At 35.6% G+C, this 21647-nt stretch carries 19 protein-coding genes; 10 read left to right on the forward strand and 9 right to left on the reverse strand.

The window, feature by feature from the left end; genetic code table 11:
• Positions 1-62: 62 nt before the first annotated feature.
• Complete coding sequence (locus tag ICJ85_RS01495; RefSeq protein ID WP_188221997.1) at positions 63-1436, reverse strand: T9SS type A sorting domain-containing protein; 1374 nt, start codon at positions 1434-1436, stop codon at positions 63-65.
• A gap of 478 nt (positions 1437-1914) precedes the next feature.
• Here ICJ85_RS01495 and ICJ85_RS01500 point away from each other — a divergent pair, with 478 nt between their 5' ends.
• Positions 1915-5292, forward strand: a complete 3378-nt coding sequence (locus ICJ85_RS01500; protein ID WP_188221998.1) for a MopE-related protein — start codon at positions 1915-1917, stop codon at positions 5290-5292.
• 55 nt (positions 5293-5347) lie between these two features.
• Here ICJ85_RS01500 and ICJ85_RS01505 read toward each other — a convergent pair whose 3' ends face one another.
• The 6 genes from ICJ85_RS01505 to ICJ85_RS01530 form a co-directional block, all read right to left on the reverse strand.
• A complete protein-coding gene (locus ICJ85_RS01505) occupies positions 5348-6568 on the reverse strand; it encodes a T9SS type A sorting domain-containing protein (RefSeq protein WP_188221999.1) in 1221 nt (406 codons plus the stop codon).
• Positions 6569-6678: 110 nt separating this feature from the next.
• Positions 6679-7533, reverse strand: a complete 855-nt coding sequence (locus ICJ85_RS01510; RefSeq protein WP_188222000.1) for a substrate-binding domain-containing protein — start codon at positions 7531-7533, stop codon at positions 6679-6681.
• Positions 7534-7546: 13 nt separating this feature from the next.
• Positions 7547-8416 carry a nucleoside phosphorylase gene (locus ICJ85_RS01515; protein ID WP_188222001.1) on the reverse strand — a complete coding sequence of 290 codons (870 nt, stop codon included), beginning with the start codon at positions 8414-8416 and terminating at the stop codon, positions 7547-7549.
• Position 8417: 1 nt separating this feature from the next.
• On the reverse strand, positions 8418-9347 hold the full coding sequence (locus tag ICJ85_RS01520) for a DUF1835 domain-containing protein (protein WP_188222002.1): 930 nt from the start codon (positions 9345-9347) through the stop codon (positions 8418-8420).
• 3 nt (positions 9348-9350) lie between these two features.
• Positions 9351-9680 (reverse strand): translation initiation factor, encoded by a 330-nt coding sequence (locus ICJ85_RS01525; protein WP_188222003.1) that lies wholly within the window; start codon positions 9678-9680, stop codon positions 9351-9353.
• Between the two features lie 4 nt (positions 9681-9684).
• Positions 9685-10635 (reverse strand): isopenicillin N synthase family dioxygenase, encoded by a 951-nt coding sequence (locus ICJ85_RS01530; RefSeq protein ID WP_188222004.1) that lies wholly within the window; start codon positions 10633-10635, stop codon positions 9685-9687.
• A gap of 148 nt (positions 10636-10783) precedes the next feature.
• Here ICJ85_RS01530 and ICJ85_RS01535 point away from each other — a divergent pair, with 148 nt between their 5' ends.
• The 3 genes from ICJ85_RS01535 to ICJ85_RS01545 all read left to right on the forward strand — a co-directional run bounded on the left by ICJ85_RS01535 (position 10784) and on the right by ICJ85_RS01545 (position 13854).
• A complete protein-coding gene (locus ICJ85_RS01535) occupies positions 10784-12760 on the forward strand; it encodes an alpha-ketoacid dehydrogenase subunit alpha/beta (RefSeq protein ID WP_188222005.1) in 1977 nt (658 codons plus the stop codon).
• A gap of 131 nt (positions 12761-12891) precedes the next feature.
• Positions 12892-13371 carry an Hsp20/alpha crystallin family protein gene (locus ICJ85_RS01540; RefSeq protein ID WP_188222006.1) on the forward strand — a complete coding sequence of 160 codons (480 nt, stop codon included), beginning with the start codon at positions 12892-12894 and terminating at the stop codon, positions 13369-13371.
• Positions 13372-13452: 81 nt separating this feature from the next.
• Positions 13453-13854 carry a 3D domain-containing protein gene (locus tag ICJ85_RS01545; protein WP_317173031.1) on the forward strand — a complete coding sequence of 134 codons (402 nt, stop codon included), beginning with the start codon at positions 13453-13455 and terminating at the stop codon, positions 13852-13854.
• 6 nt (positions 13855-13860) lie between these two features.
• Here the strand turns inward: ICJ85_RS01545 and ICJ85_RS01550 are convergent, their stop codons facing one another.
• Positions 13861-14418, reverse strand: coding sequence for an ExbD/TolR family protein (locus ICJ85_RS01550; protein WP_188222007.1), 558 nt, complete (start codon positions 14416-14418; stop codon positions 13861-13863).
• Positions 14419-14667: 249 nt separating this feature from the next.
• On the opposite strand from ICJ85_RS01550, the gene ICJ85_RS01555 reads away from it, so the two are divergent.
• Entirely contained in the window at positions 14668-15345 is a 678-nt protein-coding gene (locus tag ICJ85_RS01555; protein WP_188222008.1) for a hypothetical protein, read from the forward strand.
• 2 nt (positions 15346-15347) lie between these two features.
• Here ICJ85_RS01555 and mgrA read toward each other — a convergent pair whose 3' ends face one another.
• Positions 15348-16361: an L-glyceraldehyde 3-phosphate reductase gene (mgrA, locus tag ICJ85_RS01560; protein ID WP_188222009.1), complete on the reverse strand. Its 1014-nt coding sequence runs from the start codon at positions 16359-16361 to the stop codon at positions 15348-15350.
• Positions 16362-16533: 172 nt separating this feature from the next.
• Here mgrA and ICJ85_RS01565 point away from each other — a divergent pair, with 172 nt between their 5' ends.
• The 5 genes from ICJ85_RS01565 to ICJ85_RS01585 all read left to right on the forward strand — a co-directional run bounded on the left by ICJ85_RS01565 (position 16534) and on the right by ICJ85_RS01585 (position 21627).
• The gene (locus ICJ85_RS01565) at positions 16534-18096 is read left to right on the forward strand and encodes a DEAD/DEAH box helicase (RefSeq protein ID WP_188222010.1); all 1563 of its coding nucleotides are present in this window, start codon (positions 16534-16536) and stop codon (positions 18094-18096) included.
• A 172-nt stretch (positions 18097-18268) separates the two neighbouring features.
• Complete coding sequence (locus ICJ85_RS01570) at positions 18269-18721, forward strand: cold-shock protein (RefSeq protein WP_188222011.1); 453 nt, start codon at positions 18269-18271, stop codon at positions 18719-18721.
• 27 nt (positions 18722-18748) lie between these two features.
• Positions 18749-19663: an EamA family transporter gene (locus tag ICJ85_RS01575; protein WP_188222012.1), complete on the forward strand. Its 915-nt coding sequence runs from the start codon at positions 18749-18751 to the stop codon at positions 19661-19663.
• Positions 19653-20498: a DMT family transporter gene (locus ICJ85_RS01580; RefSeq protein ID WP_188222013.1), complete on the forward strand. Its 846-nt coding sequence runs from the start codon at positions 19653-19655 to the stop codon at positions 20496-20498. Before ICJ85_RS01575 ends, ICJ85_RS01580 begins: the two co-directional genes overlap by 11 nt.
• Before the next feature lie 82 nt (positions 20499-20580).
• Positions 20581-21627 (forward strand): glycosyltransferase family 9 protein, encoded by a 1047-nt coding sequence (locus ICJ85_RS01585; protein WP_188222014.1) that lies wholly within the window; start codon positions 20581-20583, stop codon positions 21625-21627.
• The last annotated feature ends 20 nt before the right edge of the window (positions 21628-21647 follow it).

The raw sequence follows: 21647 nt of genomic DNA on the forward strand, positions 1-21647 counted from the left end.
AGCAAATATTAAAATGAAAGAGCAGCCACCAGGCTGCTCTTTTTTGTTTTTAAATTATCGCATTAGTTTTTTATAAACTTTATTACAGTCCCTATTTCGTTAAATTTTAATAAATACATCCCCTTGTTTAAAGTGGACACATCCAAAGTGTTTTTATCTTGTAACCTAGTATTCATAACCAAATGACCTAATATATCATAGATAGAAATACTAGAATTAGTATCGTTAAAATTATTGAAATTTAATTTATTTTTAGATGGATTGGGGTAAATTTGAATGGCAGTTACGTCTGTGTTTTTTACACTCAATGATTTTGAAACTGTCGTGTTCTCAAACCAGTTTAAATGATTCTCAGCTAAAGAAATAGTTGCGATATCCAAATCGCCATCATTGTCAAAATCATTAACAGTAATAGAGTAAATATCATTTTGAGAGCCATCAATAAGCGTTTCACTTGAAGGGTTCGAAGATTTGTATAAGGTTAACTGGTCGTTAGCATTTCCGCTTGAGTAACCAACTATGACATCTTTCTTAGAATCATTATCAATGTCTGCTATAGCGGTGGCTGAAGGAGATTGATTTGAGGTTGTTAATATGGTTTCTGTAAAACTACCATCATTCTGTTTTTTATAATAAGCAGGGTTTGTGGTGGTGTTTAATTTAACAATTTCCAGATAGCCATCATTATCAACATCTCCAAATGCGATATCCTGTATTAAAAGGTTACCACTGGAAACATTATTGGCTTCTGCAGTAAATGAAACACTACCTGTTTGAGATAGATTGTTGTTAAATAATTTGGCGGCATAATTATACTTATAAGCAATAACGATATCGAGATCACCGTCTTTATCGTAATCTCCAAGATCGAAATCTCTTGGGCCAGATGTAATACTACTAATAATATTTGCATTTCCAAAGTTACCTGAACCATCATTAGAATACCAGGCAACAAGGTTAGATACAGGGGCAGAAACAACCACATCCATAGTGTTATTTCCATCGATATCAGCAACCTTAACCGTAAATGCTTCCTGTAATCCGCTGGAAATTAATTTTTCAGAACTAAAATTTCCATTACCATCATTTTGAAACCAAACTAAACGTTCTCCGCTATTAGAAGTGGCAACAATATCATTATCAGAATCTTTATCTAAATCGGCAATAGCTAGTCCGTAAACTTTAGGAAGATTACTTGATACGAGAGTCTGTAAACTAAATGTACCATTACCATTATTTTTATACCATTCAATGGTATTACCAGAAGAGGTTCCAATAACAATATCGATATAATTATCATTATCTATTAATCCTGAGGCGATCACCCGAGGTGTTGCTCCTGTGTTTGAATTAATGGTTTGTTTAGGGCCGAAAGGTGATTGGCTAAAAGTAAGTGTGCTATAACAAAAAACAGCAACAAGTAATAATGTTCTCATAATCAATAGTTTAATTTGGAATAAAAATAACAATAAATACATTTAATCGGATAAAATATAATTTTTATCGATAAAAAACATGTATTATTAACATTTGTGTAGGATTATGAGTATGATTTTAAAAATAAGTATGCTATTAATCTATCCGTTCAATCATTATCCCACCTGCTATTTTAGATTTATTTCGGGCAAAAATAACTAAATCTCTGAAAACTAATTAATTAAACAAGGTTAGTTATTAACAAGTTATCATTAAAGAAAAATTGTACCAGACTTAAATAAAATGGATTACAATTTAATTTTTAGAAATATTCACTGTTTTGGTGTGTATTTCGACGATGTTTTAAAGGTTTTATCTATTATCTTATTGTCTTTTCTTTTTTTGAAATAACTTTAAGAGAGTTTCTTAAAATGCTTGTTTAGTGATTCTTAAGGTGCTGTTTTTGCTTTTTTGAGACCTGTAAAACCTTATGAGTATATGAAAAAAATTACTTTATTACTTCTTGTAATTATAATTTATCAGCATTCAGTCATCGCACAATGCATCAACTCCACGTTAAATGCATCCACAACCTTAATGCCTAATAGTGGTTTTGTTGAAGAAATTGCTTCAAATCAGGAAACTTCAGAATTTACCGAAGTAGCAGGATTAATTATAGGGCATGATTATAGGTTTACCAGTACGCATAATAGTGGAACGGTAGATGATTTTATTACAATTACCGATATCACCAACGGTACGGTTATCGCCTCAGGTACATCATCAGTGTCAACTACCAATTTGCAATATACCGTGGTTAGAGTCCATATAAGTACTGATAATGTGTGTGGAACAGATTTATTTTTTCATAAAACAACTATAGAAAATTTAACGAATGCATCTTTAGCATGTTATCAGCCTGTTGTTACCGCGAACGATGTTACATATAAATCAGACACCAGAATAGATTTTAAATGGAGTGCACCTGCGAGTAGCTCACCTGTGGGTTATGATTGGGAAATTGGTTTAAATGGTTTTGAAGTTGAAACCGGAACTGAAGTTATAGCTGGTTCTACCGTAGCTCCAACCACAAATGATAGTTCCGGTGATGTTTTAACTGCGGGATTAACATATCAGTTATATTTAAGATCAGATTGTGGCGACGGTAATACAAGCGCATGGTTAGGCCCATTTACATTTGTTACGAACGCTGTAGAACCTCCTGTAAATGATTATTGTTCTGGAGCTATTTCAATTTTAGAAGAAACAGGGAAAGCCAATGAAACAGAGGCCACACCTATTGCGGGAGATTTAAATGGAGGTGCAGGAACAGATGTGGATGCTGAAACCTGTAACGGCAGCACAGGAAATGCGAGAGACGATGTCTGGTATTCATTTTTGGCCCAGACTCAGGATATAAATATTTTGGTTGTACCTAATGCTAGTGTCGATTTTATTGTCACTTTATATTCAGGAGATTGCAATGGCTTATCTTATATATCATGTAGTGATGATGATTCCTCAACAAAAAACGAGCAAATTACTTATTCAAATTTAAACATTGGTGATACCTATTATATTCGAGTGTATTATTTTAACACGTCTATTTCGGTAGACAGGACATTTAATTTAAAATTATGGTCCTCAACGGCAACCACAGATTTAGATAGTGATGGTTATGCCGATACTGTAGATTGCGATGATACCAATGCTGCCATTTATCAACCTGTTATGTACTACGAAGACAATGATTTAGATGGATACGGCTCAGGCATTGAAGTCATGCGATGCGAATTAACACCTTCCGCAGGCGTTTCCACAAATAATACAGATTGTGATGATACTGATTCAGCTATAAATCCAGATACCCTTTGGTATGCCGATGGTGATGGTGATGGGTATGGTGATATTAATAGCACGCTAACGCAATGCTCTAAACCCGACAATTATGTTTCAAACAGTGAAGATTGTGATGATACTGATGCAGCTATAAATCCAGGTACTCTTTGGTATGCTGATGGCGATGGTGATGGTTATGGAGATATCAATACTACGATAACACAATGCACTAAACCTAATAATTATGTTTCAAACAGTGAAGATTGTGATGATACAGATGCAGCTATAAATCCAGATACCCTTTGGTATGCTGATGGCGATGGTGATGGTTATGGGGATATCAATACTACGATAACACAATGCACTAAACCCGACAATTATGTGTCAAATAGTGAAGATTGTGATGATACTGATGCAGCAATAAATCCAGATGCCCTTTGGTATGCAGATAGCGATGGTGATGGTTATGGGGATATCAATACTACGATAACACAATGCACTAACCCCGACAATTATGTGTCAAATAGTGAAGATTGTGATGATACTGATGCAGCAATAAATCCAGATGCCCTTTGGTATGCAGATAGCGATGGCGATACTTATGGAGATGCCTCAGATAGTATGGTTTCCTGTAATCAACCGGATGGCTATGTTTTAAATAGTTCAGACTGCGATGATACCGACCCTGATATTAATCCATCTGCATCAGAGATTCCGAGCAACGGGGTAGATGAAAATTGTGACGGAGTCGATATTTATTTATGGTTTGAAGATGCCGATGGAGATGGTTATGGAAATCCTGAAGTAAGTCAGCAGGCACTTGAGCAACCGACAGGATTTGTGTCAAATAGTTCAGATTGCGACGATACAAATGTCGCAATTCATGAACCTATTACATATTATGTAGACAATGACCGGGATGGTTACGGATCAAGCGAAACAGCCGAATTATGCGAATTAACTGCACCTCACGGATTTTCGACTAACAATACCGATTGTGATGATGATAATAATGCTATACACCCTGGAGCAATAGAAATTTGTGATGATATAGATAATGATTGCGACGGACTTACAGATGATGATGACCCAAATGTTGCAGGGCAAAGCACCTGGTTTGCTGATGCCGACGGCGATACTTATGGAGATGGCTCAGTTAGCGTATTGTCGTGTAGTCAGCCAGACGGTTATGTTTCTAATAGTTTAGATTGTGATGATACCGATGATGCTATACACCCCGGAGCAGTAGAGATTTGTGATGGTATAGATAATGATTGCGACGGACTTACAGATGATGATGACCCAAATGTTACAGGGCAAAGCACCTGGTATGCTGATGCCGATGATGATGGTTATGGAGATGGCTCAGTTAGCATTTTGTCGTGTAGTCAACCCGATGGTTATGTTTCTGATAATACCGATTGCGACGATACAAATGCGGCAATTCATGAACCTATAACATATTATGTGGATAATGATGGTGATGGTTATGGTTCTGCTCAAACAGCTGATATATGTGCAATTATTGCCCCAACAGGATTTTCTGCTTTTAGTGGTGATTCTGATGACGCAGACCCAGATGTTAATCCTGATGCTACCGAAATTTGTGATGGGATAGATAATAATAGTGACGGACAAATAGATGAAGGTTTCACCGATACCGATGGAGATGGTGTTGCCGACTGCGTGGATGTATGTCCTGGTTTTGACGATGCGGTCGATACTAATAACAATAATATACCAGACGGGTGTGAAAGTTTAAGCTTAAATACAAATGCGTTAAACCATTTAGCAATACAGCCCAATCCGTTTAACGCAGACATTTTTATTCAAATACCACAACATTATACATACACGAGTTTTGAGGTAATCATTTATGATTTAAATGGCAGAGCGGTGTTAAGTAAGCGTGTTCAAAGTCACAATCACCAAATTGAAATTAATAACCTTCATATATTTCAGCAGGGCATGTATTTAATTAAAATAAGTAATTCTGAAACCAGTGAATTTACGATAAGACAAATGATTAAATTTTAAAAAAGATGTTTAATACCAACAAAGGCTACTGAAAAGTAGCCTTTGTTGGTATAGCTTATTTTATAATTAGCTTTTTAGACATTGTATGTAAACCATCGTATACTTTCAGGAAATAAAATCCATGAGATAAGTTTGAAACATCCAATTGTAAATGGCTGTTTTCAATTATTTTTTGTGTCCTCAATACTAATTTCCCTTGAATGTTATAAATGCTAATATCAAGATTATTGTTTGTTCCAGACTTAAACTTCAAGTTCACCGAAGATTGTGCGGGATTTGGAAATAAGACAAAATCCTGAGATAAAAAATCTTTGTCATCAAGACTGGAAATGTCTGTGGCACATATATTAAATGTTCCGGTTTCTAAATTATCAAGCGACCATATTCTAACAAAAATAGTTTCGTTTCGACGTCCAAACAGTTCAATGCGCTCAAAATTTTCATTGGTTATTATTCCGCTATCATCATCACAGGTGATTTCTGATAAACCAGCTGTACAGTTACCGGATTCATTTTCAGAATAAACCGCCATAACCGCATCGGTTATTGAGTTATCAGTGTCCTCATAGGTTTCTATGGCTATATCATAATCTTTAGTATCGTCTAATACAATTTTAAACCATACATCGTCGTTCCCATTCCCACAATTTGAAACAGCAACACCAGAGTTAGTAGCTCTGAAATTCGAGCCAATTATGGGAGAGCATGAGGTGTTTAATGTAAGTTGTATAGCTGTGTCGCAATTATCGTTGGTCGCCTCCAGAGGTGGTTCTACGGCATATGCACATATTCTGTGTGTTCCGGCATTGTCTAGAACGTTGTTTTGCCAAAGTCTTATGTAGATGGTTTCTCCAATAGTTCCCGAAAATGTTATTTTTTCGAATGGAGCCAAGGTAGAATTACCATCGTCATTACATTCATAAAGCACCAGATTGTTACAATCTCCGGTATAGATAGCCATGCCACCATTATCAATACTGGTAGGTCCTGAGAAGCTGTCTTTATTGGTTTCAATGGTTATAGCTCCAGTTGATGGAACAACAGCGGAAAACCAAATATCGTCTCCAACATAATTAGCACAATCCGGATTGGTTATACCGGAATCTGTCTCATAACCATTAAAGGTAACAGTTTCATAAGTACAGCCTCCATTGGGGTCTACAGTTAGGGCAATTGCTCCAGAACATAAATCATTCGCAGGAGGGGCTTGTGAAAAAAGTATTTGGCAGCAAAATAACAAGGTAACTTGAATTAAATCAATAGTAGTTTTTTTCATAAATAAATAAGTTTAGGCTTTATTAAATTTATGAAAAAAAATACCAGATGTTAATTTATTATAGTCTAAGTGTTTAATTATTAGATTAAAAGAAGTTGATTGGCGCGGGTTTATAATTTGTAAGTTAATCTATCGTAATTGACAACCCCAGAAATAATATTCAAAGTATGAAGTTCTTTTTGAGTATTCATAATAGTTTCCTCATCAATTAAACTTTGAGACCATTCGGTGATACTTAACCATTCTCTAACATCTTCCAGTTCCTGTTCGTAACGATTGGCTATGGTTTTATCTATATTTGGAATAGATTTAAAATCAGCTGTAGTAGTGTTGATAATGTTTAGAATGGTTTTTAGATCCTCTTTATTATTTTCAATAAAATCTTCACGAACTGCAATTACAAAACATGGCCAGGGTGTAGGGCAGTTGCCAATATTTCTGAAAATACCCCGGTCGACAATGGGTTTGGTGGTGAATTTTTCCCACATGAAATAATCGGCAGAACCATTAGTGAGGCCTTCAATGGCGCCATCTAAATCTTTTATAACTTCAAAATTTAAATCGTTTTCTATATCCCAATGATGGTTTTCAGCATTGATATAGGCCATTAAATGTGATCCTGAACCATAACGACTTATTGCAGCTTTGGTTCCTTTTAAATCTTTAACTGTTTTGTAAGGTGAATGATGAGCAACATGAATTCCCCAGTTTAAAGGACTCTGAACAAAAGTTTGCACAATTTTGCTAGGGTTTCCTTCAATAATATCTTTAATAATACCTTCTGTAAGGATTATGGCAATATCAATTTCTTTTTCACGTAACGCTTTACACATGGCACCTGTGCCACCCGGATAATCCTTCCAACGCAGATTGATACCCTTTTGCTTGTGTTCACCATTCTTTAATGTTAAATACCAAGGTAAATTAAAATGTTCCGGCACGCCACCAATAGTAACTTTCTTCATGAATCCTTCTCTTTTAAATGGTAATTTTATTTAGTGTATAAGTTATGAGTTTTTCTATCGTTTCGGAAGGATTTTTACTAAAATCTCCGGTGGCTCGGTTGGCAATAATGGCATTTAACGACACAGCATGATGTCCTAAAAGTTTGGATAACCCATAAATTGCAGACGTCTCCATTTCAAGATTTGTCACTGTCATTCCCTGAAAACTAAAACTGTCTATTTTTTTATTTAGATCCGGATCTTGAACTGGAAGGCGTAAAACACGTCCCTGTGGCCCGTAAAAGCCACCAGCAGTTAGTGTTACACCTTTAAAGATATGATCTTCAATTAGTATGTTTTCTAAAGCTTGACTATTTTTTACTAAAATGGGTTTTGCTTTGTTTAAATTCCAGCCGGTATGTTTTATAAAAGCGTCTTCATAATCGGGATTACAAATGCGTTCTATACAATAGGAGTGGAGCATACCGTTAATATCTAAACCCGCGGAGCTTAAGACAAAGCTGTCTACAGGAATTGATGACTGCAATGCTCCTGAAGTTCCAATTCGAATGATATTTAGAGATGTTAACTCTTCTTTGGGAGAGCGTGTTTCTAAATCGATATTAACCAATGCGTCCAATTCATTTAAAACAATATCAATATTATCAGGTCCAATACCTGTTGAAACAACTGTAATCCGTTTGTCATTTAGTGTTCCGGTATGGGTTTTAAATTCGCGCTTTTGAGTTTTGAACTCAATAGCGTCGAAATGTTTCGAAACTTTTTCAACCCGATCCTGATCACCTACTAAAATTATGGTTTGAGCTATATTTTCTGGTTTCAAATTTAAGTGATAAACACTGCCATCAGGATTTAATATTAGTTCGGAAGCTTTAATACTCATGTTATGCGTTTTTAACTAATCGGTTGATGGTGCTATTAAATTGAAAATCTGATTTTTTCACCCCTCCATAAACCATGCGATTATCAAGTTCAGAAAGATAACGATGTGTACCTAATAGTACCTCATGACCTTTTCGGTTTAGGGTTAATTTGTTTTCTTCTTTATCAATATACACCATCAGAGTTTCAATGATTCTTATTAATTGCAAATCACCATAGCCATAGAACCCCTGAAAATGCAAGGCGTATCCTAATAAGTGATTCGTAGAATTAACATCAATATCTCTTACTATTTCAAGGATATTTCGTTCTAAATTATTTAAGCCATCCTTGGTAGCTGGAAATCGCTCTAAATGTGCCTTAAGGCAATTACTTAGATAGTCGAAAGATGATTCTTTTAGAATATAAGGTTTTAACAAGTTGTGATCTTTGCCACAATAAATGCTCCAAACGGTTCGAGCTAAATCAATATCTTCCGGAGTTAACTTTATTTTATCGTTGTAATGTTTAAGAAGTTGTCCACTCGTTAATTCGTTCAGCGCTTTCATATTCTTACTTCTTCTAACACGACCGCTACATACTAAATAAAGAGGAAGGTCAATTTTCTTCTGCTGAATTAAACTAATCACAGCAATCATGTTGATGTGACAGAATAAATCGTATTCAAACCAAAGTATAATTTCAGTAAAATCTTCGGTATGATTTAAAACATCTAAAGCAGATTTTATTTTTTCAATTTCTAAATCAATACTATAAAACTGATCAAAGAACTGTTTTCTTAGGGCATAAAACTCCTCAGAGTACACCTGTTCTACGGTAGGGCCTTCACATAACATTTCCTGCCAGGTAAGTTTTTTACCTTCTATATTTAACTCCTCTAAGCGGTTGGTTAAAACGGTGCCGTTGGTAATATGTAGTGAAGTTTCACTCATTATTTATCCGCCAACGCGCTTTACAAGAAACCCTTTATCTTTAAGCATTTGCATGATTTTATCACGGTAGTCTCCTTGAATAATAATTTTATCATCTTTAAAGCTACCTCCAACACTTAATTTGGTTTTTATCTCTTTTGCTAATATTTTAAAATCGCTCGTGGCTCCCGTATAACCTTCAATAATAGTAATAGGCTTGCCTTTCCGTTTTTCGTATTTACAAATTAAAGGATCGTCCTGCATCCATATTCCCGTTTCTTCTGTTGTCTCTTCTATTGGTTCTTCCGACACGTGATCGGGAAACAGATTTTTTAACTGGTCTTGTAAATCCATTTTTTTATTTTTTAATGAGTCCTAATTCTATTAAACGCTCTGTTAAAAATTCACCTGCAGTAATATCTTCAAAAGCTTTAGGCGTGTTTTCGTCTACACAACTGTCTAAAACATCTAATTTCATACTACTGATAGGGTGCATGAAGAACGGAATAGAATAACGTGAGGTGCTCCAAAGTTCTTTTGGAGGATTCACCACACGATGAATGGTCGATTTAAGCTTATTGTTTGTATGTCGAGAGAGCATGTCCCCAACATTAATCATTAATTCGTCGGGTTCAGCGATAGCATCAATCCATTCGCCTTTATGGTTTTGTACTTGCAAACCACGACCTTGAGCTCCCATTAATAAAGTAATTAGGTTAATGTCACCATGAGCGGCAGCACGAACAGCCTCTTTTGGTTCTTCTGTGATAGGCGGGTAGTGTATTGGTCGAAGAATAGAGTTACCATTATGAATATATTCATCAAAATACGTTTCTTCCAAACCTAAATGAAGCGATAAAGCACGAAGCACGTATTTCGCAGTTTTTTCTAACATTTGGTAGGTTTCTTTACCAACCTTATTAAACTCAGGTAATTCTTCAACAATTACGTTATCTGGATATTCTGCTTTAAGCTTGTCGTCATCTTCCACATACTGTCCGAAATGCCAGAATTCTTTTAAATCGCCTTCTTTTTTGCCTTTAGCACTTTCTTTTCCAAAAGACACATAGCCTCTTTGTCCTCCAATGCCTGGAATTTCATATTTCTGTTTTATTTCCAGAGGTAAACTAAAAAAGTTTTTGACTTCTGTATATAAGTTTTCAACCAAGGTGTCATCTAGAAAATGACCCTTTAAAGCAACGAAACCAATTTCTTCATAAGCTTTACCGATGGCGTCTACAAATTTCTGTTTTCTGGAAGCATCACCCGAAATAAAATCGGATAAATCTACACTAGGAATTACGTTCATGTGGCATTTATTTAAAATAAGACTCTATACAAATGTACAAAAACATTGATAAGTTTAGAGTATACTATTTTGTTTATCGTCCACTTATTTTATAGTATATTTGATATAAATCAACCCACTAAACGACATCTAATTATACCACTTAAATATGGAATTTAACACCGAATTTCTAAGTCCTAATTTACAAATTGAAATTTACAGAGCATTATTAAAACCTCGATTGATTGAGGAAAAGATGCTGGTATTGTTGCGTCAGGGTAAAATTAGTAAGTGGTTTTCGGGTATTGGACAAGAGGCAATTTCGGTTGGAGTGACCATGGCTTTAGGCGCTGAAGAATACATATTACCAATGCATAGAAATTTGGGAGTATTTACAACTCGAAATATTCCATTGCACCGATTGTTTGCGCAATGGCAGGGGAAAGAATCCGGGTTCACTAAAGGAAGAGATCGCTCGTTTCATTTTGGCACGCAGGAATACAAAGTGGTGGGGATGATTTCGCATCTTGGACCTCAATTAGGGGTTTCCGATGGGATTGCTTTAGCGTCTAAAATAAATAATAAGAACCAGGTAACCGCTGTTTTTAGTGGAGAAGGCGGAACCAGCGAAGGGGATTTTCATGAAGCTTTAAATGTGGCATCGGTTTGGCAATTACCTGTGTTATTTTGTATTGAAAATAATGGTTATGGACTCTCAACGCCAACAAACGAGCAATATAATTGCCAGCATATTGCTGATCGAGGTATGGGGTACGGCATGGAATCACACATTATTGACGGAAATAATATTATCGAAGTCTATTCTAAAGTTTCAGAAATTGCCAGAAGTGTTCGTGAAAATCCACGTCCTGTATTAATTGAATTTAAAACCTTCAGGATGCGTGGTCACGAAGAAGCAAGCGGAACCAAATATGTCCCTCAGGAACTTATGGATGTTTGGGGTGAAAAAGATCCTGTAGAAAATTATGAGCGATTTTTGAAAGAAACAGGTGTTTTAAATGACGGACAAATTGAAGCTATAAAAGCTGAATTTACTAAAGAAATCACCGATAACTTACAGATAGCATTTGAGGAAGAAGATATTACGCCTAATGAAATTAATGAATTAAATGATGTTTTTCAAGTTATTGATTTTGAGCATTTTAAGTCTAACTCAGAAGTTGAAGAGATTCGATTTGTTGATGCTGTTTCTGATAGTTTAAAACAAAGCATGCAACGACATGAAAACCTGGTGATTATGGGACAGGATATTGCTGAATATGGTGGCGTGTTTAAAATTACGGAGGGGTTTGTTGAAGCTTTTGGAAAAGAGCGTGTTCGCAATACACCCATTTGTGAGTCTGCTATTATTGAAGCAGCAATGGGATTATCAATTGCAGGTATGAAAAGCGTCGTAGAACTTCAGTTTGCCGATTTTATTTCTTCCGGATTTAATCCGGTTGTGAATTATTTGGCTAAAAGTTTTTATCGCTGGGGACAACATGCTGATGTAGTTTTGAGAATGCCATGCGGAGCAGGAGTGGGAGCAGGACCCTTTCATTCACAAACTAATGAAGCCTGGTTTACAAAAACTCCCGGATTAAAAGTAGTCTATCCTGCATTTCCATACGATGCAAAAGGATTATTAAACACAGCTATTAACGACCCGAATCCAGTGTTGTTTTTTGAGCATAAAGGATTGTACAGAACCATAAAACAAGAGGTGCCTATAGATTATTACACCTTACCGTTTGGAAAAGCCTCACTTATTAGATCTGGCGAAGAGATTACCATTATTTCTTATGGCGCTGCTGTGCATTGGGCGTTGGAGGTTTTAGATAGGCATTATGAAATAAAAGCTGATGTAATTGATTTAAGAACGCTACAGCCTTTAGATATTGAAGCCATATATACTTCTGTCAAAAAAACGGGACGTGCTATTATACTTCAGGAAGAGTCTCTTTTTGGTGGAATTGCCAGTGATATTTCAGCATTAATATCAGAACACTGTTTTGAGCACCTAGATGCCCCTGTAAAGCGGGTGGGAAGTTTAGATACCCCAATTCCTTTTAATAAGCGATTAGAGGAACAATACTTGCCTAAAGTTAGGTTTGAAGATGCGTTAATTGAATTAATAAATTACTAGTAAATCTTTTGTTATAAGGGTGTTACGGTGAAAATTTGTCAGTTTTTATGAAAAATTTTCAGTCTATTTAGCATGGTATTTTTTTTGATGTTTTTAGGTTAAAATAAATGTTTAATTTAAAATCAATAGTTATGAGTACTTTAATTCCAACAACTAATAGAAACGGTAATAAAATTTCAGACTCTAACTTTAATTTGTTACCAAATTTAACATCTTGGTTCGATGAAATATTGGATCATAGATTCAGTACAGATTTCATGTCTAATTTTAATACAGGAATTTCATCACCTGCTGTAAACATCATGAATTCTGAAAATAAATACACTATAGAAATGGCTGTGCCAGGACTTAAAAAATCAGATTTTAATATTGACATTGACAACAATGTGCTCTCTATAAGTGCAGCTACCGAAACAGAGCATGAAGAAGAATCTGAGCAGTATACACGAAGAGAGTTTGGTTATTCTTCGTTCAAACGAACATTTACCATTCCTAAAACTGTAGACCTCGAAAAGATTAAAGCCGAGTACAATGAAGGTATTTTAAATATCCATTTGCCAAAAATGGAAAAAGACAAAACTAAGTCCATTAAGAAAATTGATGTGTCTTAGAAAGTAAAGAGGGCGTTAGCCCTCTTTTTTTATAATCCAGAACAAATCAAATTATCGTATATTTAAGAAAACCTCACTGAATTGAAAACGATTGTAATAACTGTAGCTTTTTTGTTAAGTCATCCTTTAATACCTTATGACATACAGGATAATTATGTCTGGCATGATTTAAAGGTAACAGCAACGGCTTATAATTCTCTGCAATCACAAACCAATTCAAGACCTCAAATTACAGCTTTTGGAGACAGTTTAAAACCAGGTTTAAAAGTTATTGCTGTTTCAAATGATTTGTATAAAAAAGGACTTAAATACAATACACCGGTAAAAATAAAAGGGCTTGAAGGAATATATTATGTAAAAGATAAAATGCCAGCGCGCTGGCAAAATAAAATAGACATTTATATGGGAGTTGATGTAAAAGCTGCCAAAGCTTGGGGGTGGCGAACCATTACCATAGCTTATGGCGAGCTTATAGATGAATAGCTTGTTTTATTTTGTTTCAGCTTCCGAAATAATAAACGGATAAGCTTCTTTAACCTGTTTTAATTCTTCCGATGTTAACTCGGTGGCAGGTTTGTTTAAAACATTTAAACAATAATCGTTTCTTAGTTCGTAATAAGCAGCAGTAAGCCTGTCCTGTACTTGAATAAAGCGATTATATGTAGCTTGTGGGTGTGTTAATAGTGAAATCACAGCTTTTGATGGGTTATCAGACCCTTCAGGGTTTTTAATACCAGTGCAATACGCACAAGATCCATCACCGTTATTATTAATAAACAGTTTTGTTAACGCTTTGAGCTCGTCTAAATCAATAATTTCGTTTTCAACCATTATTTCATCTTTGTTATTGATTGAAATTCGAAATAAGTTGCGTTCAGGAATCATGGTTTCACAGTCTGTACCCGGTGGACATTCCGCTGGAAGTTTTCGGTTAATACCTTCATCCGAGGAGATCGTCGCGGTTACCAGAAAGAAAATAAGTAATAAAAATGCAATGTCTGCCATAGAACCAGCATTGACTTCTGGGTGTTGTTTTGAAAGTCGCATAAGAATATGTTTAGAGGTTATATGTTAATTACCTCACAAAAACAATACCATAAACAAAAGAGAATGAATAGGTTGGGCTATTAATGCGAATTTTAATTAAGTATTTCCTGTTTTATTGATAAAATAGGAACGATTTTTGTTAAATCAATGCAAAATACCGCGTACAACGAGGTGGTTTAAATTTTAAGAAATATATTTGAATGAAATATAAACCGATACGTTTAGGCGAACCCAAATTTTAAATTGACAATGAAGTTAGTTTCGTTATATATTATCATATTTTCTATATCGTTATCTGCATACGGGCAATTAGATAACAGAAAAACGTCTGTAGCTATTCCTGCGGTTGAGACCAAAAAGGAAACCAAGTCTAAAACCATATTGCCTGCTGAAAAGAAAGAAGACCCTGTGGTGTTTGGGAAATTAGATGTTCCTGATATTTCTGCTACAGGACTAAACACCCCTAAAAAGTCGTTTTCATTATACGAAGAGGAATTTGGGAACCCGGGAGAATTATATAAAAAGCAAATCGATAAAAATATAGCCGATTTAAAACTATCGCCAGAGGAAGTAGAACAGTTAAACGGAAGTAAAACTGATCAGTATTTTGGGGATTTTAAAAGCAATGCCAAATTTGTTAACGTCGTATATCGTGATCATGGCGCTGTTGATGGCGATATAATTCAGGTTCGTGTCAACGACGATGTTATCAAATCCAGAGTGTATTTAAATGGCGGATATCAGGGGGTTAAAATTGATTTAAGACCTGGATTAAACAAAATAGACTTTGTAGCTTTAAACCAAGGGCAATCTGGCCCAAACACCGCTGAGTTTAGAGTGGTCGATGATCAGGAAAACTTAATTTCAGGCAACCGATGGAACCTTGCCACAGGTGTTAAAGCCAGTATAATTATTGTAAAAGAATAATACTATTTAATAATTCGTTCTATAGCTTCAAGTTCTTCATGGCTAAAGCTTAAATTGTTTAGTGCTTTTACATTTTCTTTTAATTGATTAGAAGAACTTGCGCCTATTAAAACAGAGGCCACTTGTGGCTGACGTAAAATCCATGCAATAGCCATTTGAGAAAGCTTTTGGTTTCTAGACGCCGCGATAGTGTTTAAGGCCTGTATTTTTTCAATTTTTTTATTTACCGCATCGGTGTCTAAATAAGTTAAACTTTTTGATGCTCGAGAGCCTTCAGGAATACCTTTTAGATATTTATCGGTAAGCATGCCTTGAGCTAATGGCGAAAAGGCTATACAACCTACACCATTATCCTCTAATGTATCTAATAAGCCTTCTTCAACCCAACGGTCAAAAATCGAGTAACGCGCCTGATGCAAAATAAACGGCACATTTAAATCTTTAAGTAGTTTCGCTGCTTCGGCGGTTTCTTTGGGTTGATAATTAGAAATACCCACATACAAGGCTTTTCCTTGTCGGACAATATCAGCTAATGCGCCCATGGTTTCTTCTAACGGGGTTTCAGTATCAGGTCTGTGGTGATAAAAAATATCGACATAGTCCAGATTCATACGCTTTAAACTCTGGTCTAAGCTTGAAATTAAATATTTTCTGGAGCCCCAGTTGCCATAAGGTCCCGGCCACATATCATACCCTGCTTTCGATGCTATAAAAAGTTCATCACGATACGGTTTAAAATCCTTTTTAAAAATGGTTCCGAAGTTTTCTTCAGCCGATCCGTATGGTGGGCCGTAGTTGTTCGCTAAATCGAAGTGCGTGATGCCTAAATCGAATGCGGTTCTTAAAATATCTCGTCCGTTTTGAATACTATCTACAAATCCGAAATTATGCCATAAGCCCAAAGATAATGCCGGTAGTAATACACCGCTTTTACCTGAGCGATTATAAGTCATGGTATCATAGCGCTGTTCGTTGGCGTAATAGGCTTTGGTTTGGCTTTTGTCGTTGATTTGCATAAATATGTATTTGTTTAATTGGTTTGTAAAGATAAATTTCTTTTCAAAATTATTACAGTTTAAATCTATCTTATTGAAGATTAGAATAAATAAAAACTTCGAAATTTTTATACCATTTATTCGTCATAAACCCTGCAAAGGTGTTATTTTTGCACGCCTAAAAGTTAAATACATGTCTATTACATCGAAAGCAGAATTAGAACAAGAAGAGCGTAAAGCAGGGAAGGACTTATATAGTTATCAAAAAGGAGCCATCAGTAAAATTTTTCAGGCTTTTGATGAATCACGTGACGATTACCACTTGTTATACCAGTTGCCTACCGGTGGAGGTAAAACGGTTATTTTTTCTGAAATTGTAAGACAATATTTAAAAAACCACAACAAGAAGGTGTTAATCATGACACACCGTATTGAGCTGTGCAAGCAAACATCTAGAATGCTTACAGAGTTTGCTGTAGAGAATAAAGTGGTTGATAGTAAGGCAGACTTAAGCGACCAGGCCAACTACAGTTGTTTTGTGGCTATGGTTGAAACTTTAAACAACCGTTTAAATGACAACAAACTTGATATTTCAGATATAGGTTTAGTGATTATCGATGAGGCGCATTACAACTCATTCACGAAGTTGTTTAAATTCTTTAGCCAGTCATTTATACTTGGAGTTACAGCAACCCCTTTGAGTTCTAGTATTGAATTACCAATGACCGATAATTACGATGAGTTAATTGTTGGAGAAAGTATTGAGTCGCTTATTGAAAACGGATTCCTGGCACGTGCTGATATGTACACGTATAACGTAGGGTTAACCTCGTTAGTCGTAGGTGCTAATGGTGATTATACCGTGAAATCTTCAGAAGATCTGTATACAGCAGATGACATGTTATCGAAATTGCTTCAGGCTTATGAGGAGCGTTCAAAAGGGAAGAAGACCTTAATCTTTAACAATGGTATTAACACGTCTTTACACGTTTACGATACGTTTAGAAGAGCGGGGTATCCTATTGCGCATTTAGATAATACCAATACTAAAAAGGAGCGTGCTCAAATCTTAAAGTGGTTTAAAAATACACCGGATGCGATTTTAACCTCGGTGAGTATCCTAACGACCGGATTCGATGAGCCATCAGTGGAGAGTATCATTCTTAACCGAGCAACAAAATCGTTGACCTTATACTACCAGATGATTGGTCGTGGTTCTCGTATATTTAAGAATAAGAATAAATTTACGGTTATAGACTTAGGTAATAACTTTTACCGTTTCGGGCCATGGGGTGATAATTTAGACTGGCAACGCATCTTTAAATCACCTAACTATTACCTGGATTCTATTATTAGTGATGAAGAGTTAGAAAGCAACTTCCGTTACGAAATGCCAGACGAATTACGTAAGGAGTTTGGAAATAGTAAAGAGGTGTATTTCGATATTCAAAAAACGTATGTCGACTCAATTAGAAGTGGAGAGTCTTCAAAAGTGGTCTTAGAACGCTCAATAGAGCAACATGCCAGAATATGTATTGAAAACAGTGAGGATGTTTACGATGCCATTGGGTTAGCTAAGATGCTGGGCGATGATATCGATTTCAGAATTCAACGCTATACGAAGTGCATTAGTAAAAGTACTTACAATTTTGTAGAATGGTTAAAAGACGATTATCGCAAGAAATTAAACTCATACTTACGTCAGAACTTTGACGAAGTGTTTGAAGATATTCATGGGTATCCTCCGGAAGATTAAATATATCTTACAATAATTATTAAAACGAAAAAAAAATAAATGTACCTTTACGCCATATAAGTGTGTTAGGCAATTTTTATTTAATTTTTCCATTTTTTTTTCAGAGGTCTTGGTTTAGGTTTTTCATAAAAATTCACTGTAACATTCAGTATTAATAGAAAACGAATTATTTATGGCAAAATCTCAGGTTACTTATAACAAAATTGAAAAAGAAAAGAAACGTTTAAAAAAGCGCGAGGAAAAGCAGAAGAAGAAAGAAGCACGTAAGACCGAAGCGAAGGAAAATCCTAAAGGAATTCAGTTCGCCTATGTAGATCATAACGGCAATTTAACTGATACACCACCGGATCCACAACTAAAAGAACAGATAGACCTGGAAAGTATTGAAGTGGGAATTCCAAAGAAAGAAGAACGCGAAGAGGAGGAGCCGGCTGCTAAAGAAGGTAAAGTATCATTTTTTGATACCTCTAAGGGTTTCGGATTTATTTTAGACAGTATTAATCAGGAAAAATATTTCGTTCACGTTAGTGGTTTACTTGAACCTATCTCTGAAAATGACAAGGTAACTTACGAGCTGGAACGCGGACCTAAAGGCATGAACGCTGTAAGAGTTAAAAAAATATAATTTGCAATAAGAACTAATTGTATATTTATGAGTATACCTCGTAAAACTGTTTTAATTGTATTGGCATTTTTTGCTATCTACGTGATTTGGGGTTCTACCTACCTGTTAAACAAAATAGCCGTTTCCGAATTACCACCATTTTTTTTAGCGTCCTTCCGTTTTACTTTAGCGGGAATAATCATCTTTGCGATTTCTAAAGCAATGAGGTTGTCTTTGTCAATAACAAGAAGACAACTTATCAACTCAATCATAACCGGGTTTTTATTTCTGGTTTATGGTAATGGCGTGTTTGTTTGGGCTTTAAAGTATGTTGATAGTGGTTTTGGAGCTCTGGAAGCTTCAACACAACCCTTATTCATTTTATTACTTTTAAAGCTTATAGACGGAAAAAAAATGCAGACCAATTCTATTATTGGTGTCACCCTAGGGGTTATTGGAATGTATATTTTGGTGAGCCAACAAGAGCTGGTAACACAAGAAGGAACCTTACTAGGTATGTTTATGATTTTAACTTGTGTATTAAGCTGGAGTTACGGCAGTATATTTGTGTCTAAAGCCGATTTACCAAGTAATTACTTTGTCAGTACCGCCTACCAGATGATTGCCTCAGGGGTTATGTTAGCAATAACCAGCGTTATTTTAGGTGAAACCTGGGTAGCTCCAAATAAATGGAGCTCTCAAGTGACTTTAGCCATGGTGCTTTTAGCTGTCTTCGGAAGTGTTGTAGCATTTACATCCTTCAATTATTTACTTAAAGTGGTATCACCAGAAAAGGTGTCTACTTCGGCGTATGTGAATCCTGTTATCGCTATTTTTTTAGGTTGGTTTGTTCTAAACGAACCCATTAGCTTTCAAACCATAATCGCTGCTACGATATTATTAACCGGTGTGTATTTTATCACTACCAAACGAAAAATTAAACTCAGACCTTTTGGACGTTAAAAAAGCTTTAAAATACATGTTTTTTAGTACGCTGGGCTTCGCATGTATGAATGCCACAGTAAAGTACCTGAAAGACGTTAATAGCTATCAGATTGTATTTTTTAGATCTCTTGGATCTTTATTTTTTACTTTCGGTTTTCTTTTAAAAAACAAAATTCCCATCATCGGAAAACATAATACACTGCTCATTGCGCGCTCTGTAGTGGGGGCGTCTTCTATGTTATTGTTTTTTATGTCGGTGAAGTATTTATCAATTGGGACAGCGGTGTCTTTACGGTATACGGCACCTATTTTTGCAGCTATAATGGCCGTATTTTTACTTCGTGAGAGAGTAAAACCCCTGCAGTGGCTGTTTTTTGTTGTTTCATTTATTGGGGTAATCGTCTTAAAAGGTTTAGATAAGCATATTAACAGTTATGGATTAATACTGGTGCTTATTGCGGCTGTTTTAAGTGGTTTGGTGTATATCATAATCAGTAAAATAGGTAAGCGGGAACATCCGGCGGTTATTGTCAATTACTTTATGGTTACCGCTACTGTTTTAGGTGGTGTACTTTCAATTGGTAATTGGGTAACGCCTAAGGCTTCAGAATGGCCTTTCTTATTCTCTTTAGGGGTATTTGGTTACATCGGTCAAATATACATGACCAAAGCGTTTCAGGCGGCTTCTACAAATATTGTGGCCCCTTTAAAATATATAGAAGTTGTTTTTACAGCGGCTATTGGTGTGATGGTCTTTCAGGAGATCTATACGATTTGGAACCTACTGGGTATTGCATTAATTATAGGTGGTTTGGTGCTAAATGTCTGGTACAAATCTAAATACATTAAATAGCAGAGCAATACAGGGGTAATTCTTGTTCTTAACTAATCAAATTGGTACTTTTGTTCGCCTTTACATAAAATCAGGGTAGCACATGTCATTTAAAACAGCAGTCAATAACGTTCGAAGAAAAGTGATGCACAGCATTACTAAAAATGTAGGAAGCTCTTATAAGGAGCCTGAATACGGTTCATTGAAGCCGGAAGACATCAAACGGGTGCTAATTATAAGGCCGAATCATAGATTAGGGAACCAGCTGTTGTTAACTCCAATTGTTCAGGAGGTTATTGCAACATTTCCTAATTGTGAGATTGATTTGTTTGTTAAAGGCGGTGTGGCATTTCCCGTATTCGAAAATTATCCTGAAGTCCATAAAATCATTCAGTTACCACGTAAACCCTTCAATAATTTATATAAATACGCGAAGAGTTGGGTGTCTATAAAAAACAAATCTTACGATTTAGTAATTAACGGTGACAAAGACTCCTCTTCAGGACGCTTATTAACTCAGCTATCTCGAGCAAAGTTTAAAGTATTTGGTGATGTAAATGAAGAGATTCAAACGTTGCACCCCGATCATAAACATATTTCAAAATACCCGATTTATAATTTACGCTATTATTTAAAACATCTTGGGGTTGACCTAAATGAGCGTGAGCTGCCTACTTTAAACATTCGCTTAAACGACGAAGAAATTAGTAAAGGTAAATCTATTTTAGACGGTATTAGCAAAAACGATAAACCCTCTATTTGTATTTACACCAATGCTACTGGGGACAAATGTTATTCTCAAGAATGGTGGGAGACGTTGTACCAGCGTTTGTTACAGGAGTTTCCTGAGTTCAATATTATTGAAATGTTACCTATAGAAAACATTTCCCGAATTAACTTTAAAGCGCCTAATTTTTACAGTAAAGACATTCGAGAGATGGGTGGCGTACTTCATAATACAGCTATTTTTATTGCGGCTGATAATGGCGTAATGCATCTTGCAGTAGCTTCAGAAACCCCTACAGTCGGCTTCTTTTCAGTAACCGATGAGTATAAATATGGTCCGTATGGTAATGGCAATATCGCTATTAATACCAATAACACCACTATTGAAGACTGGATAGAAAGTATTCGTAAAATTCTTGAATAAATCATAGGCCTGTAAAACAA

The organism is Aestuariibaculum marinum, assembly GCF_014596975.1.
Taxonomy (GTDB): domain Bacteria; phylum Bacteroidota; class Bacteroidia; order Flavobacteriales; family Flavobacteriaceae; genus Aestuariibaculum; species Aestuariibaculum marinum.

Bases quoted from the DNA above. Each gene is read 5' to 3' on its own strand.
- ICJ85_RS01585 (WP_188222014.1), top strand. From the start codon at position 20,581: ATGTCATTTAAAACAGCAGTCAATAACGTTCGAAGAAAAGTGATGCAC.
- ICJ85_RS01520 (WP_188222002.1), bottom strand. From the start codon at position 9,347: ATGAGTGAAACTTCACTACATATTACCAACGGCACCGTTTTAACCAAC.
- ICJ85_RS01505 (WP_188221999.1), bottom strand. From the start codon at position 6,568: ATGAAAAAAACTACTATTGATTTAATTCAAGTTACCTTGTTATTTTGC.
- ICJ85_RS01515 (WP_188222001.1), bottom strand. From the start codon at position 8,416: ATGAGTATTAAAGCTTCCGAACTAATATTAAATCCTGATGGCAGTGTT.
- ICJ85_RS01540 (WP_188222006.1), top strand. From the start codon at position 12,892: ATGAGTACTTTAATTCCAACAACTAATAGAAACGGTAATAAAATTTCA.
- ICJ85_RS01570 (WP_188222011.1), top strand. From the start codon at position 18,269: ATGGCAAAATCTCAGGTTACTTATAACAAAATTGAAAAAGAAAAGAAA.
- ICJ85_RS01525 (WP_188222003.1), bottom strand. From the start codon at position 9,680: ATGGATTTACAAGACCAGTTAAAAAATCTGTTTCCCGATCACGTGTCG.
- mgrA (WP_188222009.1), bottom strand. From the start codon at position 16,361: ATGCAAATCAACGACAAAAGCCAAACCAAAGCCTATTACGCCAACGAA.
- ICJ85_RS01555 (WP_188222008.1), top strand. From the start codon at position 14,668: ATGAAGTTAGTTTCGTTATATATTATCATATTTTCTATATCGTTATCT.
- ICJ85_RS01510 (WP_188222000.1), bottom strand. From the start codon at position 7,533: ATGAAGAAAGTTACTATTGGTGGCGTGCCGGAACATTTTAATTTACCT.
- ICJ85_RS01565 (WP_188222010.1), top strand. From the start codon at position 16,534: ATGTCTATTACATCGAAAGCAGAATTAGAACAAGAAGAGCGTAAAGCA.
- ICJ85_RS01530 (WP_188222004.1), bottom strand. From the start codon at position 10,635: ATGAACGTAATTCCTAGTGTAGATTTATCCGATTTTATTTCGGGTGAT.
- ICJ85_RS01535 (WP_188222005.1), top strand. From the start codon at position 10,784: ATGGAATTTAACACCGAATTTCTAAGTCCTAATTTACAAATTGAAATT.
- ICJ85_RS01550 (WP_188222007.1), bottom strand. From the start codon at position 14,418: ATGCGACTTTCAAAACAACACCCAGAAGTCAATGCTGGTTCTATGGCA.
- ICJ85_RS01500 (WP_188221998.1), top strand. From the start codon at position 1,915: ATGAAAAAAATTACTTTATTACTTCTTGTAATTATAATTTATCAGCAT.
- ICJ85_RS01495 (WP_188221997.1), bottom strand. From the start codon at position 1,436: ATGAGAACATTATTACTTGTTGCTGTTTTTTGTTATAGCACACTTACT.
- ICJ85_RS01575 (WP_188222012.1), top strand. From the start codon at position 18,749: ATGAGTATACCTCGTAAAACTGTTTTAATTGTATTGGCATTTTTTGCT.